This window comes from Achromobacter veterisilvae (assembly GCF_900496975.1).
GTDB classification, from domain to species: domain Bacteria; phylum Pseudomonadota; class Gammaproteobacteria; order Burkholderiales; family Burkholderiaceae_B; genus Achromobacter; species Achromobacter veterisilvae.
Genome location: NZ_UFQC01000004.1, coordinates 56,241 through 70,494, shown reverse-complemented (window position 1 = coordinate 70,494; position 14,254 = coordinate 56,241). Strand labels below are relative to the sequence as shown.

Genomic DNA, 14,254 nt, shown 5'->3' with positions numbered 1-14,254 from the left:
CGCCCGCGGCCTGGATCGACCCGCGGGCGGACTGCCGGGGCGTCAGAGAATGACGCCTCCCGCCGAGTCGATCTTCTGGTCGGACTTGGGCGGCGCGGCGCGCTTGGGCGGCGCTTTCTTGGCCGGCTCGGCGGGCGGTGCGGCCATCCGCGCAATCGAACCCTTGGCGATCGATTCCAGTTGGCCCGTCAGCAAGGCGCCATAGGCGACCTTGGCCTTGATTTCGCCGATCTTGATCGAAGCCACTTTTTCCTCGGCCGCGCCCAGCTTCTCGCCCGTGTCGGGATCCACCAATTCTTCGCCGGTGGCGTAGATGTCGTAGACCTGGCCTTCGGCCACGCTGCCCATGCCGCGGTTGATGATCACGCGGCCGTTCTGCACCGCCACGACCTTGGCCGGGTTCACGATTTCGATGATGTCGCCGACCATTTTTGCCTGGAACTGTTCCATGGCGGCGCTGATCTTGTTGCCGCCCGAGGCGAACGACGCCGAGTCCGACCACTTCACTGCGCGGGTCGCGGCCTCGACCAGCGTATAGCGCACCGAGGCCCGCGTGGACTGCGAGACTTCGCGGGTGGATTCCCCGGTCAGGTCGATGTTGTTCTCCTGCACCCGCGTCGACACGGCGGCCTGGGTCAGGTCGATGATCAGCAGGAAATCCGCGCCGGCCGCCTGGCCCAGCCGGGCCCGTTGTTGATCGGACACGTTGTCGCTGGCCAGGAAGTCGTTTTCCTTTTCGAATGCGACGTCGTTGCTGCGGTCCAGCACGGTAAACCGCCCGCTCTTGACCAGCTTGTCGGTGACCGATTGCCGCATGTCGGCCGACAGCGCGCTGCGGCGCAGCTTGCCGGTCGTGACGATGGCGATGCTATCGCGTTCCAGCTTGGGCGTCTTTGCCTGGTATTCGAACTTCTCGATCGTTACCGACAGTTCGACCATGCAGCCCTTGCTGCCGCCGCATTCCTGCCTGGTCACCGAGTAGCCCTTCACCTTGCCTTGCGCGCGCACGTCGTTCGTGCTGCCGACGCCGGCTTCGACCGTGGTCTTGCTGGACATCTCGGCCTGCGACGAGGCGCTGGCGTTCAGGTTCTGCTCGTTGTTCGTGACCGTGTCCTTGATCAGGCCGCTTTGCGTGTCCTGTTCGGTGCGCTTGGCATTGAGTTCGGCGGAAGCCTGGCCCTCGGCATCCCGCTTGACCTGCACATAGGCCTTGGGGCTGCCCGAACGCGTGGCGACGGCCGCGCCGTTGACCTGCTTGATGGCATTGCCCAGGGCCGACTCGACGGCCTGCTCGAACGTGTCGCCATACCCGACCGCGGGCACGGTGACGTCTTCGGCGTTCGCCGCGTGGGCGGCGCAGAACAGCGCCGCGCCCAACATCCATTTTTTCATCATGAATCTGCTCTCGAAAAAAAGACCGCCTGCTTGCGGGCAGGCGGTCCATTCAGCCATGACCGTTACCAGGTCACCGTGCGGTTGTCGCCGCGCTTGATGATGGCTTCTTCGCCTTCCCAGTACGCCAGCCCGTCGTCCAGGTTGGTGAGCGTCAGTTGGAAGTAGTAGTCGACCTGCTGCGTGCGGCTGTCGACGCGGTTATTGCGCTGCATGATCTTGCCGGAGAGCGAGAAGTCCGGGGCGATGACGCGGCCGTCCTTCTTCACGGTGGCCTGGTTCACCATCTTCGAACCCTTCAGCGCCCGCGATTTGGCGGTCATGGCGTCTTCGGGGCCGTTCAGGCCGACCGCCGTGGTGATCACGAAGCGGCCCGAATTGAGCAGGCTCACGCGGATCTTCTTGGTCAACTGGTCGGTGTCGATGCGCTGCGCCGTGTCGTTGGTGATGTTGGACATCGCCACCACGAAACGTCCGCCCTGGGCAGCCTTCGGGTGCACCATCAACGGCGAGTTCAGCATGTCGTTGACCATCTTGTTGGCGGCCGACTCGAAGTCCTTGTAGTCCAGGCCCATTACCGCGACGTTATCGTTCTTCTGGTCGACGTATTGGGTGGTGGTGGCGCAGCCGGCCAGCATCGCCGCCAGCAATGCGGCCGAAAGAGAGAGCTTCAGGCTCATGATGTTCCTTGTAGATCGTTATTTGGAAGCGAGGATGTCGACGCGAGGCGGCGTTGCGGCGTTCAGCGCGCGGACGTACACGACAACCGGCCTTTTTTCCTGGGGCAGATCGACCACGAGGTCTTCGTGGCCGGGGAAGCCCAGCTTCAACTGGTTCGACTGGGGATAGGGCACGGTCATCAGTTGGAAGTTGTGCGGCAGCGTCGACCACGAACGCAGGTCGGCCTGCGTCGAAGCGGCCTGGGCGATAGCGGCCAGCGAGCCCAACAGCGGACTGGAGTCGTTCAATTGCTTCTGCACCACGGTCTTGGCCGTGGCCCGCACGATTTCCTTGATCAGGATGGCGTTGAAACGGGTCTTGAACTCGCCGCGGATGATGGTGTCCATGTCGGCCAGCATCTGCGTCTGCTGGCGGCCGACGGTCAGGTAGGGATAGGCGGGGGTGCCGTCGCGCATCACCGGCAGCGCAATGCCGGTGTATTTGACGTTGCCGCTCACCAGGAACAGGGGCAGGTCGATCCGGAATTGCTCTTTGTGCGCCGCCGTGCCGTTTTCGAACACGATCCAGACCGCGGGCTTGAGCTTGCCGCCCTTGCGCTGGGCGGCCGCCATATCGATCTTGACCTGGGTGTTCTTGGTCAGCGCATAGACCCGCTCCAGGCTCTTGCGCGCTTTGTCGGCGTCGGCTTGTTGTTCGCCGTTGAACAGGAAGTACAGGCCATGAAGGTAGAGCGCCGCCGGATTCACGTAGCCCGCGTAAGGCGCCCATTGGGACAGGTCGACGCCGGCCTTGAGCAGGGCTTCGTCCGTGCCGGACAGGCTGCGATTGACCAGATCGGCGTTTTCGTCGCTTTTCACTTCATCGCGCTGTTTGGCGATTTCGGCTTCGAAGTGCTCGGCGGCGCGGCGCTGGCGGTCGTCGCTGCGGTTCCATTCGACGCGCGCATTGGCATAGTCGCCCAATTGCCAGAAATTGAGGGCCTTATAGGTATTGAGCATGACCGTGTCGTACACGGCCGGCGTATAGGGCAGGACGTTGTCGTTGGCCACGAGCGACAGGGCATGATTGCCGGCGCTGGCCGCGACGTTGCGCGTGTCGTCGTCTTTCATGAGGTCTTCGGCGCCGTCCAGCATCTGCGTGGAACGTTCGGACAGCCCGCTATACCGCAGGAGGGCGCCCGCTTCCAGGGCCCAGGGCAGGTCGGTGGGGGCGGCGTCCAGGGGACCTGCCGCCTGTACCGCGCTACTGGTGGCGGCAGGGAGATTGCCGGCCGCCAGATCCCGTGAAAAGTCCTTTCGTGCTTGAGGATTGGCGCAACCCGCCAGTACCAAAGCCAAACCTGCCACTGCTGCCCACTTCATCGCTTCTCCGTCAAATGATACTATATGTTATTAAAAGTGAACTTTTATTGTATTTTGTTCACATTTAATCACAATATCAAATTCTGAGCAATTTATTGACTCTTTTGGTCTTATATTGTTTGATTTTCCGCAGTCGGAATCCGGAATCTCGATCCCGCGAGCGACGGTCGTTGGTTATTTCGCGTTATCCGGCGGTCCGCGGAATTCGAGGAGGAAGTATGAAAAAGTGTTTATCCGCCGGTTTAATGGCCATTGCCGGCAGTGTGCTCGCGCCTGCGGCCGCGATGGCTTTCGGCGAGGCGGGGCAGTGGTCCAGCGGGTGGGGCCAGGGGGTATCGGAATACACCGCCGTCGATGCAAAGAAAAATGCGCTTTATATTGCCTGCAGCGAAGACCGTCCCGTGTCCATGACACTGACCGTGGCGGGCCAGGAATATGGCGGCGACGGCAAGGATTTCAGCCTGATTATCGACGGCAAGGAAATATCGCAGCCCTATGAAACGAGTTCGCGGGTGGGCGCGAATAACTTTTATTTTGCCTGGGACGCCATGCGCAAGGCCAAGCGTCTGGAGGCCAGGACGAGCGACGGCAAAGTGGTGAATCTGCCCGTCAAGGGCATCGCCAAGGCCCTGCCTTCGACTCAGTCAAAAGGGTTTCCCTGCCAAGTGGATTTCTAGGCGGGAAATAATGCCGCCCGTCGACGAGGCGGCCGCGACGGCGCGGCGCAGGCAGGTCCGGGCGGGTTCGCCGGCCAGCCTCACGAAAGTTTCATGACTTCGCCGGCCGCGCGAGGGTCGCGCGGGGCCCAGCATCCGGCCTCGACGGCGGCGATGAAGTCCAGCACGGCCCGGTTGAACGCCTCGGGCTCTTCCAGGTTCAGTGTGTGGCCGGTCTTGGGCAGCATCAGCAGGCCGCTGGCGGGCAGGGTCCGTTTGAGGAACAAGGCGGGCTCCAGGGCGTGGTCGTCCTCGTCGCCGGCGATGATGAGGACGGGAGCGGCCAGCTCGGCGAGCGGGCCGGCCAGCGTATCCAGGGCGGGGCGCGCCGCCTGGACGCCGCGCAAGGTCAGCGCGGCGCCGGTGGCGTCGTGGCCGCACAGGGCGTCGGCGAAGGCCTGCCAGCCGCGCGGGTCCTTGTTCTGATACTGGACCCGGGCGGCGCCGGCGGCATAGGTCGGGCCGTATCCTGCGCTGCCCAGCGTTTCGAAGCGTTCGGCGGCCTGCAGCGAAGCGTCGCGGAACGCGGCGTGGCCGGACGCGAGCGCGCCGTAGCCCACGCCGGCGATGGTCAGCGAGCGGACGAGCCTGGGGTGGGCCAGGCCAAAATGCAGCGCCGCGAAGCCGCCCATGGACAGGCCGACGATATGGGCACGGTCGATGCCGCGGGCCGCCAGCACCGACGCGAGATCCCGGACGGCGTTCTCCTGCGAGTAGGCGGCCGGATCGGCCGGCACGTCGGACGGGGGGTAGCCGCGGGCGGCATAGGCGACGCAGCGATGGCGGCGCGCGAAAGCCCGCAACTGGGGTTCCCAGCTCCGGTGGTCGCCCGCGAACTCATGGACGAAAACGACGGGCGATCCTTGCCCGGTCTCTTCTACGTGCAGGCGATAGCCGTCATGGGCGATAGCGGTAGGCATGGGAATCAAGGGGCGGGAACGGGAAGGGGGCGGCGCTGCTTGAACCAGTCGGCGATCTGGCTGCCCGTCATGAAATCGACCTTGGGATGGCCGGCCAGCAGGTCCAGCATTTCCTCGAAATAGCCGTAGCGGTGCGGAACGCCCATCAGGTGCGGATGCAGGCCGAGCGCGAGCACCCGGGGCTGCGTTTCGCATTCGCGCTCGAACAGCGCCAGGGTGCGCGTCAGCCGCAGCAGGAATTCGGGCGAGGAATGTTTTTCGACGGCATAGATGACCGAGTCGTTCAACTCCAGGTTGTACGGCATCTGGATCAGCGAACCGCGCTTGACGCGCATCCAGTTGGGCAGGTCGTCCAGCACCCAGTCGCACACGTATTCGACGCCGGCATCGGCAAGCAGGTCGGGCGTGTCCGGCGTTTCGCGCAGGCCGGGACTGAGCCAGCCGCGGGGACGGCTGCCGGTGAAGGCGCGCAGTTTTTCCAGGCACGCGCCGATGAGTTCGGCCTCGGCGTCCGCCTGGTTCAGGGTTTTCTGGTGCATGCCGTGCCCGATGAATTCCCACCCCGCCGCGAGCATGGCCTCGGCCGCGCGCGGGTAGGCGTCGATGACGCTGGCGTTGCAACTGGTCGAGGCGGGCAGGCCGCGGGACTGGATCGCGGCGAGCATGCGCGGCAGGCCGGCGCGCATGCCGTATTCGGCCCAACTGAAGTTGGGCACGTCCGGCACGGTCTCGCGGCCGTGCGGCGGGGTGATGATGGTGCGCGGCATGGGCTGGTCGAACGGCCAGTGTTCGACGTTGATGACCAGGTGCACCATGATCCTGCCTTGCCCCGGTTCGGCCAGGGCGGGCGGATCGGCGGAGAACGCGTAGGGGATACGGGGAGTCGTCATGATGGGTCCGCGGGTCAGTGCCGCATTTGCTTGAGGATTTCGCGCTTGAGCCCGTTGAACGCTTCGCCGGTGATCAGGTCCAGCGAGCGCGGGCGTTCGATGGGGACCGTGATGCGCGTGGCGATGCGTCCCGGGCGGGCCGACATGACGTAGATCGTGTCGGCCAGCAAAATGGCTTCGTCGATGTCGTGGGTGACGAAAACCACCGTGGTCCGCAGCTTCTGCCACACCGACAGCAGCAGCTCCTGCATGGTGAGCCGCGTTTGCGCATCGAGGGCGCCGAACGGTTCGTCCATCAGCAGCACCTTGGAGCCCAGCGTGAGCACGCGCGCGATGCCTACCCGCTGGCGCATGCCGCCCGAGAGCTGGATGGGCAGGTGGCGGGTGAACGCCGACAGGCCGGTGATGCGCAGCATCTCTTCGGCGCGCTCGGCGTATTCGGCCTTGGACAGCCCCGCGATCCTGGGGCCGAAGACGACGTTCTCCCATACGTTCAGCCAGGGAAACAGCGCGGCTTCCTGGAACACGACGCCGCGTTCCGGGCCGGGCCGCGTCACGGGTTCGCTGTCGACGGTCAGCGCGCCCGAGGTGGGCGATTCGAAGCCCGCGATCAGGTTCAGCAAGGTGGACTTGCCGCAGCCGGACGGCCCCAGCAGGGCCACGAACTCGCCGGCGGGAACGTGCAGGTCGATGCCGTCCAGCGCTTGCACCGGGGTCGCTCCCGGGTAGGTCTTGCTCAGATTCGTGACTGAAATATCAGACATGGCACCCTCAATGATTCTGCAGCATGCGCCAGACCAGGACCCGGCGCTCGATGATGACGATCAGGCGGTCGCTGAGAAAACCCATCAGGCCGATGGAGACCATGTCCGCCAGCACGATGTCCATGCGGCCGACGTAATAGGCGTCCCACAGCACGTAGCCCAGGCCGGATTTCACGGCCACCATTTCCGAGACGATCACGGCCGTCCACGAGATGCCCAGGCCGATGCGCAAGCCGGTGAAGATGGCCGGCATGGCGGCAGGCAGCACGACCCGGCGCAGCAATTGCGTGGAAGAGGCGCCCATCATGCGCGCCGCGCGCACCAGGTTGCGGTCGACGTCGCGCGCGCCCTGCGTGGTGTTCACGACGATGGCGTAGAAGCCGCCCAGGAAGATCAGGAAGATGGAGCCCATGTCGCGAATGCCGAACAGGGCAATCGAGAAAGGCAGCCATGCCGTGATCGGAATCGGCCGCAGGCCTTGTATCAGCGGGTCCAGCGTCTGGGACGCGAGCCGGCTCCAGCCGATGGCCAGGCCCAGCGGAATGCCCAGCAGCATCGCCAGCGCGAAGCCCTGGATCACGCGCATGGCCGAGTACTGCACATTGCCCGCCCAGGTGCCCTGGTAGGGGTTGAGTCCCATCCCCGGCGGGCCGAAGATCCAGGCATACCACGCGCGGGCGACCTGGACCGGCGTCGGCACCACGCCGGCCATGTCGGGCGACTGCCCCACCAGTTGCCAGACGATCAGGATCAGGACGGGCACGGCCAGTCCGAGTCCCGCCTGGCCGATCGCGCGGCGGGAGCGGCGGATCGGCGTTGCGCATTTCAATGTTGAAGCGTTCACCAGCATCTCCTTGGCTTGCGGGCCGGCAGGCCGGCCCGCAAGCCGCGCAATCACATGACTTCCTTGAGCAGATCGGCATCCCATACCGTGTCGATCTGCCCGCTCACGTCTTTCGGAATGACGCCCAGTTCATTGAAGGTCTTGGCCTGGCGGCGCATCTGGTCCAGGTCCAGCACGCCGCCCAGCTTGATCAGCTTGGCCGATTCCCGCGTGACGTTCAAGGGCAGTCCGGTGTACTTGGAATAGGCTTCGGCGAACGCCTCGGGATCCTTGGAGAGCTTTTCCTCGGCGTTCTTGTAGGCCCACAGGAAGCACTTCACGGCCTCGCGCTTGTCGCGCAGCGCGTCGCGCGTGGTGGCGAGCAGGCCCAGTTCGGCGCCCACCGCCTTGCTCTGGCTGTATTCCAGGTTCTTCGCGAAGAAGGCGGTGCCGTCGGCGACCAGTTGGGATTCGAACGGCTCCCACAGGGCGACCGCGTCGACGTCGCCGCGCTGCAGCGACTGGACGAACGCGGTGCCGCCGCCCTGGATGTTGACGGCGGTGAACGTGTTGTACGGCACGCCCTTTTCGGACAGCATGGCCGCCCATTGGAACCAGACGGCCGATCCCGGAGCGATGCCGATGCGTTTGCCGGCCAGGTCTTTCCAGTCGTCCATCTTCACGCCCTTGCGCGTCACCAGGTACTTGGGCGAGGACGCGACGCCGGACAGGCCGACCAGCTTCTGGCTGCCCTGGGCGAGCGCGATCGCCAGGTCGGCGGGGCCGATGCCGGACACGTCGACCGAGCCGGACAGCAGGGCGGTGCGCGCGTCGGCATAGCGGACGAATTCGACGGGCTTGACCTCGACGTTGCAGGCCTTCAGTTCATCGGCGACGAAGATGATGGGCGAGAGATGGCCGACCTTGACGTAGCCCACCGTCAACACCTGCTTCTGCGGCGCGGGCGCCGGCCGAGGGCCGACGGCGTGGCTGCCCGCGGCGTAGGCGCAGAGCGCGCCGGCGAGGGTCATCCTGTAGAGCGTTTTCATGCATTTTCCCCTTGTTGCTTGATAAACACTGCGAGCGGCGCGGCGGCGCCGCGCCAGGAAGAAGCCGAGCCGGACCGCGCTCAGCTTCCGGTAAATACAGGCGGCCGTTTCTCGCGGAAGGCTTGCTGCCCTTCCTGGTAGTCCCGGCTGAGAAAGCACGCGCGGACGGCTTCGTCCACGGCTTCGGCGGTCGGGGCGGACGGCTCGCCGGCCAGATGCCGCAGGGCCATTTTCGCGGCGCGCAGGGTGAGCGGGGCATTGCCCGCGACTTCGCCGACGCGCCTGGCCACGGCCTCGTCGAACGCGTCTTCGGCATAGGCTTCCTGCACCAGGCCGATGCGCGCGGCCTCCTGGCCGTCGAGCGTCCTGGCCGTCATGAACAGGTCGGCGGCGCGGGCCGCGCCCAGCGTGTCGCGCATGCGCTTGAGGCCTTCCATCGCATAGCCCAGGCCCAGCCGCCCGGCGGGCATCCGGAAGCGCGAGCCCAGCGTGCAATAGCGCAGGTCGCAGGCCAGCGCCAGCGCCATGCCGCCGCCCATGCATATGCCGCGTATCGCGGCGATCACCGGCAGGGGGCAGGCGCTCAGGGCGCGCATGGCGCCCGCCACCGCGGCGTCGTAGCGGGCGACCTGCCCCGGATCCTTGCGCTGCGAGGCGAATTCGGAAATGTCGGCGCCGGACACGAAGGCGCGGTCGCCGTCGCCCGCCAGCACGACGGCGCGCGCGCCTTCCCGGTTGCCGGCTTCCCCCAGGGCGCGCGCCAGGTCTTCCCACATCGACAGGGACATGGCGTTGTAGCGCGCGGGGTTGACGATGCGGACGCGCACGACGTTGCCGTCCAGGGCCACGTCGAGGCGGCCGGGAGCGGGGGATGAGGAGGTCAGGGTCATGGAGAAACTCCGCGTGGGCAGTCGTATCAGATCGCGCGGGCGTCGCGCAGCCGTTCGATATCCTCGCCAGCGTAGCCGGCCTCGAGCAGGATTTCCTCGGTATGTTCGCCCCAGCCGGGAGCGGTGCGCGCGATGTCGGCGGGCGTGCGGGCCAGGGTGACCGGCTGCGTGATCAGCGTGCGCTCGCCGCCTTGCCAGGCGGGGCAGGTCCGGGCGGCCCCCAGGTGCCGCACCTGCGGGTCTTCGAACATCTGCGGCACGGAATAGACGGGGCCGGCCGGCACGCCCGCTTCATTGAGCAGCGTCACCCAATGGTCCACGTCCGCGTTCAGGAACATGGCCTGGATTTCCCGGTTCAGCCGCTGGCGGTTGGCCACGCGCAGCTTTTCGGTCGCGAACTCCGGGTCCGACTCCCAGTCGCGCCGTTCGAGCGCGGCGCAGAAGCGCTTCCAGTTGCCTTCGCCCGCGGCGCCCAGGTTGAACATGCCGTCCTTGGCGTGGAACAGGCCCATGGGGCTGCTGGTCGGGTGATCGTTGCCTTCCTGGCGGGGGACGTCGCCGTCGTTCAGATAGCGCGCCGCCTGGAAATCCATCATGGCGATCTGGGAATGCAGCAGCGAGGCGTGGACCCACTGGCCCTGGCCGGATTGTTCGCGTTCCAGCAGCGCGGTCAGGATGCCCAGCGCGGCATACAGGCCGGTGCTGGAATCGGCGACCGCCAGGCCGGCGCGCACCGGCCCCTGGCCGGGCAGGCCGGTGACCGACATCAGTCCGCCCATGCCCTGGATGATCTGGTCGAAGCCCGGCCGGCCCGCGTAGGGGCCGGTCTGGCCGAATCCGGAGATGCTGGCGAGGATCAGCCGGGGGTTGATCCGGCGCAGCGATTCATAGTCGACGCCCAGCCGCTGCTTGACGTCCGGACGCCAGTTCTCGACCACCACGTCGGCCTCGGCCGCAAGGCGCCTGAACACTTCAAGACCCTCCGGCGTTTTCAGGTTGAGGGTCAGCGAGCGCTTGTTGCGGTTCAGGTTCTGGAAGTCGCCGCTCCAGCGGTCGGCCGCGAACATGGCTTCGTTGGGATCGACGCCCGGCGGAGGCTCTATCCGGATCACGTCAGCGCCGAAGTCGGCGAGCATGCGCACGCAGGTGGGGCCGGCCCGCACGCGGGAGAGGTCTAGCACGCGGAAGCGCCGCAAGGCTGGCGAGGCGGAGAGTTGTGGCATGGTCTCGGCTTCAAAGAGAAGAGGGAAGGAAAGAAGCGGCGTGCGGACGCGCCTGCTCCACGTGGCGGGCGAATGCGAGCAGCCGGGCTTCCTGTCCGGGGCGGGCGATCGCCTGGATGCTGATCGGGCGCTTGCGGCCGTCCAGTCCGATGGGGAAGACGATCGCGGGCAGGCCCAGGTAATTGACGAAGGACATCCAGCAGAACATGTCCAGCAGCCGGCGCGGTTCGAACGCCTCGCCGCCGGTCAGGACCTGGGGCCAGTCCGGCACGCCGCGCGGCAGCGCCGGCGTCAGGAGCAGGTCGGCGCGGCGCAGCGCCTGCGCGATGAACTGGCGGGCATGGGCGCCGCGCTGGCGCAGCGCGTCGAGATACCAGACGGCCGGCAGCGCCGCGCCCGCCAGCGCCACCGTGCGCGTGAGGGGAGTCAGGGCGGGCGCCTCTTCGCGCAAGGCGGCCTGGTGGGTGGCGGCGGCTTCGGCGTGCAGCAGGGTGTCCGCGAGCCGGCTCCAGGCCGGCAGGCCGGCAAGCGCGATGGGCGCTTGCGCCGTGCCGGCCGGCAATGCGTCCACCAAACCTTGCAAGGCGTCGCCGACCTCGGCGTCCAGTTGCACGGCGGGATTCGGATGCTCCCAGCAGGCCGCGACGCGCCAATCGATTTTCCCGGGCGGGCCGGCCAGGGCGCCGGCGCCTTGCGGAAAGAGCCGCCGCGCCTGGGCCGGGGCGACCAGGTTTTCGAGGATCAGGGCGGCATCGGCGGCATCGCGGGCGAGAATGCCCGCGGTGTCCAGGCTGGGAGCCAGCGGCGCGATGCCGTGCGCGGGCAGCAAGCCTCTCGTGGGCTTGAGTCCCAGGATGCCGCAGGTGGCGGCGGGAATGCGCACCGATCCGGCGGTGTCGGTGCCCAGCGACCCATAGCACAGGCCGGCGGCCACCGCGACCGCCGAGCCGCTGGATGAACCGCCCACGGCCGCCCGCGCATCGACCGGGTTCAGGGGCAAGGGGTAGTTCGGATTCTCTCCGGTCGCGCCGCAAGCATGTTCCGCCATGGCCAGCGCGGCCAGCGGCTGGCTGCCCGCGGCGTCCAGGCGGCGGATCAGCGTCGCCGCCGGGCCGGGCCGGGGGCTGGCCGACGCGGCCCGGTCCGTGCCGCAGCCGGGCGCGCGGCCCGGCAGCATGAAGATGTCCTTGTGGGCCAGGCCCACGCCGGCCAGGGGTAGAGACGGATCGGGCAATTGCTTGGGCGGGGCGAACACGCTGACGGCGCTGTGGCGCGAATCCGCGGCGAATGCCGCGCGCTGCCTGGACAGCGCGTCGCCCAGGTCGACGTCGCCCCGCAGCAGGGCGGCGCGCAGCGCCGCGATTCCGGCGGGCAGGCCGGCCGGCGTCATCGCAGGGGCTCCTGGCGGCGCGCCGGCGGCGCGAGGCGGACGAGGGTCTTGGCGACGCCGCGGATTTGCGCCTCGCTTGCCGGGATGCCCTGAAGCGCAAGGAGTTCGCGCACGCCAAGGGCCAGGGGCGGCAAACCGGCCCTGTCGTCCTGCAACGGCCCACCTCTGTCGGGAATACGCATTGCCACCCCTTCTTGTATTATTTGACGACTTATAAATATATTTATAGAACAAGCGATAATTTACAGCAACCAAATTTTTATACGTGGGCAGAATGAAAGTCAGTGAACGCATCCGCCTGGCCGTCGAGGAGGACATTCGCGCCGGCGTCCTGAAACCCGGCGACGCGATCGACGAGCAGGAGCTCGCCGCGCGTTTCGGCGTGTCGCGGACACCGGTGCGCGAAGCGTTGATCCAGTTGAAGGTGCAGGGCATGCTCGAGAGCCAGCCGCGCAACGGCATGGAAGTGGCCAGGATGGACGTGCAGGAATTGCTGGCCATCTGGGAGCTGATGGCGGAGATGGAAGGCGTGTGCACGCGGATGGCCTGTCAGCGCATGTCCGACGAAGAACGCCAGGAACTGGCGCGAATCCATCGCGACGCGGCCGCGCTGGTGGAGGCCGACGACGCCGAGGGATGGCGCGAGGCCAACCACGCGTTCCACGAGGTGCTTTACCGCGGCTGCCGCAATCCGTACCTGCGGCAAGAGCTCCTGAGCCTGCGCGCCCGCACGGGCGCCTACCTGCGCCACGCGTTCAGCGCGGTGGGGCGGGTGCGCGCCTCGTACGAGCAGCACGGCGAACTGCTCGAGGCGATCCTGGCCCACGACCCGGAGCGCGCCCATCGGATGATGATGCGCCACATCAGCCTGGCCCAGGGCGCCAAGGGCCTGGCCGACTTCCTGATCAACCTGCCGCGCTCCATGGTCAAGAACTGAGGGGCCGGCGCCTCCACCGAGACGGATATACAAATTCCGCGATACGGCCGTTCTAGCGCCGTACCGGGATCTGCGGGAAAGTACGGACCGATGCAACTCATGGTTGGGAGCCCGCTATGTACCTCATATCCCTGGGCGCCGGCGTGCTCGTCGGCGTGATCTACGGGCTCATCCACGTCCGGTCGCCCGCGCCGCCGGCCATCGCGCTCGTCGGCCTGCTCGGCATGCTGATCGGCGAGCAACTCGTCCCCATCGCAAAACGCGTCATTCACCGGGAACCCGTATCCGTGTCCTGGTTCAGCAACGAATGCGCGCCAAAAATCACCGGATTGCCTCCCAGGACGGAGGGCAAGGACGGCGGCCAGGGCAATCCGCCCGCCGCCTGAGGGCGCGCGCACGCGGCGCGGCGGCGCCAACGGGCGGCCGCCAGGCCTGCGCGCCCGGCTCAATCCGGCATTCACGGCGATGTTTCGCCACAACCCGCTCGACCAAGGAGCTTTCCATGTCCAACCCGAAACTAGAATTGCTGACGCCGCGCAACTGCCAGATCATTTTCATCGACCACCAGCCCCAGATGGCCTTCGGGGTGCAGTCGATAGACCGGCAGGTGCTGAAGAACAACACCGTCGCGCTGGCCAAGGCGGCCAAGGTCTTCGGCATTCCCGCGATCATCACGACGGTGGAGACCGAGAGCTTCTCCGGCCATACCTATCCCGAGCTGCTGGACGTGTTTCCCGACCAGAAGCTGCTGGAGCGCACGTCGATGAATTCCTGGGACGACCAGAAGGTGCGCGACGCCCTGAAGGCCACCGGCCGCAAGAAGGTGGTCGTCTCGGGGCTGTGGACGGAAGTCTGCAACAACAGCTTCGCGCTCGAAGCCATGGACCAGGGCGGCTACGAGATCTACATGGTGGCCGACGCCTCCGGCGGGACGTCCAGGGAAGCGCACGACTACGCCATGCAGCGCATGGTGCAGGCCGGCGTCGTGCCGGTCACCTGGCAGCAAGTGATGCTGGAATGGCAGCGCGACTGGGCGCGCCGCGATTCCTATGACGCGGTCATGCAGATCGTCAAGGACCACTCGGGCGCCTATGGCATGGGCGTGGACTATGCCTATACGATGGTGCACAAGGCGGCGGAACGCACGGCGTCGAAGCACGAAGTCCTGGCGCCGGTCGCCGCCGGCAAGTCCTGATCCCTGAACCCGCCGCGGCGCGC

Annotated in this window: 16 protein-coding genes; 4 read left to right on the top strand and 12 right to left on the bottom strand. The window is 66.8% G+C overall.

Features of this window, described 5'->3' with window-relative positions; translation table 11 throughout:
* Nucleotides 1-42: 42 nt before the first annotated feature.
* The 3 genes from AVE30378_RS04605 to AVE30378_RS04595 all read right to left on the bottom strand — a co-directional run bounded on the left by AVE30378_RS04605 (nt 43) and on the right by AVE30378_RS04595 (nt 3,410).
* Nucleotides 43-1,395 (bottom strand): CsgG/HfaB family protein, encoded by a 1,353-nt coding sequence (locus AVE30378_RS04605; RefSeq protein ID WP_165360082.1) that lies wholly within the window; start codon nt 1,393-1,395, stop codon nt 43-45.
* 62 nt (nt 1,396-1,457) lie between these two features.
* The gene (lpoB, locus tag AVE30378_RS04600; protein WP_129239596.1) at nt 1,458-2,072 is read right to left on the bottom strand and encodes a penicillin-binding protein activator LpoB; all 615 of its coding nucleotides are present in this window, start codon (nt 2,070-2,072) and stop codon (nt 1,458-1,460) included.
* A gap of 18 nt (nt 2,073-2,090) precedes the next feature.
* Nucleotides 2,091-3,410, bottom strand: coding sequence for a COG3014 family protein (locus tag AVE30378_RS04595; RefSeq protein ID WP_129239595.1), 1,320 nt, complete (start codon nt 3,408-3,410; stop codon nt 2,091-2,093).
* Nucleotides 3,411-3,652: 242 nt separating this feature from the next.
* Between AVE30378_RS04595 and AVE30378_RS04590 the strand changes: the two genes are divergently transcribed.
* Nucleotides 3,653-4,111, top strand: a complete 459-nt coding sequence (locus tag AVE30378_RS04590) for a hypothetical protein (RefSeq protein WP_208742348.1) — start codon at nt 3,653-3,655, stop codon at nt 4,109-4,111.
* Nucleotides 4,112-4,191: 80 nt separating this feature from the next.
* Here AVE30378_RS04590 and AVE30378_RS04585 read toward each other — a convergent pair whose 3' ends face one another.
* The 9 genes from AVE30378_RS04585 to AVE30378_RS04545 all read right to left on the bottom strand — a co-directional run bounded on the left by AVE30378_RS04585 (nt 4,192) and on the right by AVE30378_RS04545 (nt 12,281).
* The gene (locus AVE30378_RS04585) at nt 4,192-5,070 is read right to left on the bottom strand and encodes an alpha/beta fold hydrolase (RefSeq protein ID WP_129239594.1); all 879 of its coding nucleotides are present in this window, start codon (nt 5,068-5,070) and stop codon (nt 4,192-4,194) included.
* 5 nt (nt 5,071-5,075) lie between these two features.
* Nucleotides 5,076-5,960 (bottom strand): polysaccharide deacetylase family protein, encoded by an 885-nt coding sequence (locus AVE30378_RS04580; protein WP_129239593.1) that lies wholly within the window; start codon nt 5,958-5,960, stop codon nt 5,076-5,078.
* A 14-nt stretch (nt 5,961-5,974) separates the two neighbouring features.
* Entirely contained in the window at nt 5,975-6,724 is a 750-nt protein-coding gene (locus tag AVE30378_RS04575; RefSeq protein WP_129239592.1) for an ABC transporter ATP-binding protein, read from the bottom strand.
* Between the two features lie 7 nt (nt 6,725-6,731).
* Nucleotides 6,732-7,574, bottom strand: coding sequence for an ABC transporter permease (locus AVE30378_RS04570; RefSeq protein ID WP_244234969.1), 843 nt, complete (start codon nt 7,572-7,574; stop codon nt 6,732-6,734).
* 44 nt (nt 7,575-7,618) lie between these two features.
* On the bottom strand, nt 7,619-8,596 hold the full coding sequence (locus AVE30378_RS04565; protein WP_129239590.1) for an ABC transporter substrate-binding protein: 978 nt from the start codon (nt 8,594-8,596) through the stop codon (nt 7,619-7,621).
* A gap of 80 nt (nt 8,597-8,676) precedes the next feature.
* Nucleotides 8,677-9,480, bottom strand: a complete 804-nt coding sequence (locus AVE30378_RS04560) for an enoyl-CoA hydratase (RefSeq protein WP_165360099.1) — start codon at nt 9,478-9,480, stop codon at nt 8,677-8,679.
* A gap of 32 nt (nt 9,481-9,512) precedes the next feature.
* Nucleotides 9,513-10,709 (bottom strand): CaiB/BaiF CoA transferase family protein, encoded by a 1,197-nt coding sequence (locus tag AVE30378_RS04555; protein ID WP_129239588.1) that lies wholly within the window; start codon nt 10,707-10,709, stop codon nt 9,513-9,515.
* 10 nt (nt 10,710-10,719) lie between these two features.
* On the bottom strand, nt 10,720-12,099 hold the full coding sequence (locus tag AVE30378_RS04550; RefSeq protein WP_129239587.1) for an amidase: 1,380 nt from the start codon (nt 12,097-12,099) through the stop codon (nt 10,720-10,722).
* The gene (locus tag AVE30378_RS04545) at nt 12,096-12,281 is read right to left on the bottom strand and encodes a hypothetical protein (protein WP_129239586.1); all 186 of its coding nucleotides are present in this window, start codon (nt 12,279-12,281) and stop codon (nt 12,096-12,098) included. Before AVE30378_RS04545 ends, AVE30378_RS04550 begins: the two co-directional genes overlap by 4 nt.
* Before the next feature lie 92 nt (nt 12,282-12,373).
* Here AVE30378_RS04545 and AVE30378_RS04540 point away from each other — a divergent pair, with 92 nt between their 5' ends.
* The 3 genes from AVE30378_RS04540 (at nt 12,374) to AVE30378_RS04530 (ending at nt 14,231) form a co-directional block, all read left to right on the top strand.
* Nucleotides 12,374-13,036: a GntR family transcriptional regulator gene (locus AVE30378_RS04540; protein WP_129239585.1), complete on the top strand. Its 663-nt coding sequence runs from the start codon at nt 12,374-12,376 to the stop codon at nt 13,034-13,036.
* Between the two features lie 116 nt (nt 13,037-13,152).
* Nucleotides 13,153-13,422 carry a XapX domain-containing protein gene (locus tag AVE30378_RS04535; RefSeq protein WP_129239584.1) on the top strand — a complete coding sequence of 90 codons (270 nt, stop codon included), beginning with the start codon at nt 13,153-13,155 and terminating at the stop codon, nt 13,420-13,422.
* A gap of 116 nt (nt 13,423-13,538) precedes the next feature.
* On the top strand, nt 13,539-14,231 hold the full coding sequence (locus AVE30378_RS04530; protein WP_129239583.1) for a hydrolase: 693 nt from the start codon (nt 13,539-13,541) through the stop codon (nt 14,229-14,231).
* Nucleotides 14,232-14,254: the final 23 nt, after the last annotated feature.

Excerpts from the sequence above, each read along its gene's own strand:
- AVE30378_RS04605 (WP_165360082.1), bottom strand. The coding sequence starts at position 1,395 with ATGATGAAAAAATGGATGTTGGGCGCGGCGCTGTTCTGCGCCGCCCAC.
- lpoB (WP_129239596.1), bottom strand. The coding sequence starts at position 2,072 with ATGAGCCTGAAGCTCTCTCTTTCGGCCGCATTGCTGGCGGCGATGCTG.
- AVE30378_RS04590 (WP_208742348.1), top strand. The coding sequence starts at position 3,653 with ATGAAAAAGTGTTTATCCGCCGGTTTAATGGCCATTGCCGGCAGTGTG.
- AVE30378_RS04585 (WP_129239594.1), bottom strand. The coding sequence starts at position 5,070 with ATGCCTACCGCTATCGCCCATGACGGCTATCGCCTGCACGTAGAAGAG.
- AVE30378_RS04580 (WP_129239593.1), bottom strand. The coding sequence starts at position 5,960 with ATGACGACTCCCCGTATCCCCTACGCGTTCTCCGCCGATCCGCCCGCC.
- AVE30378_RS04575 (WP_129239592.1), bottom strand. The coding sequence starts at position 6,724 with ATGTCTGATATTTCAGTCACGAATCTGAGCAAGACCTACCCGGGAGCG.
- AVE30378_RS04570 (WP_244234969.1), bottom strand. The coding sequence starts at position 7,574 with ATGCTGGTGAACGCTTCAACATTGAAATGCGCAACGCCGATCCGCCGC.
- AVE30378_RS04565 (WP_129239590.1), bottom strand. The coding sequence starts at position 8,596 with ATGAAAACGCTCTACAGGATGACCCTCGCCGGCGCGCTCTGCGCCTAC.
- AVE30378_RS04555 (WP_129239588.1), bottom strand. The coding sequence starts at position 10,709 with ATGCCACAACTCTCCGCCTCGCCAGCCTTGCGGCGCTTCCGCGTGCTA.
- AVE30378_RS04550 (WP_129239587.1), bottom strand. The coding sequence starts at position 12,099 with ATGACGCCGGCCGGCCTGCCCGCCGGAATCGCGGCGCTGCGCGCCGCC.
- AVE30378_RS04545 (WP_129239586.1), bottom strand. The coding sequence starts at position 12,281 with ATGCGTATTCCCGACAGAGGTGGGCCGTTGCAGGACGACAGGGCCGGT.
- AVE30378_RS04540 (WP_129239585.1), top strand. The coding sequence starts at position 12,374 with ATGAAAGTCAGTGAACGCATCCGCCTGGCCGTCGAGGAGGACATTCGC.
- AVE30378_RS04535 (WP_129239584.1), top strand. The coding sequence starts at position 13,153 with ATGTACCTCATATCCCTGGGCGCCGGCGTGCTCGTCGGCGTGATCTAC.
- AVE30378_RS04530 (WP_129239583.1), top strand. The coding sequence starts at position 13,539 with ATGTCCAACCCGAAACTAGAATTGCTGACGCCGCGCAACTGCCAGATC.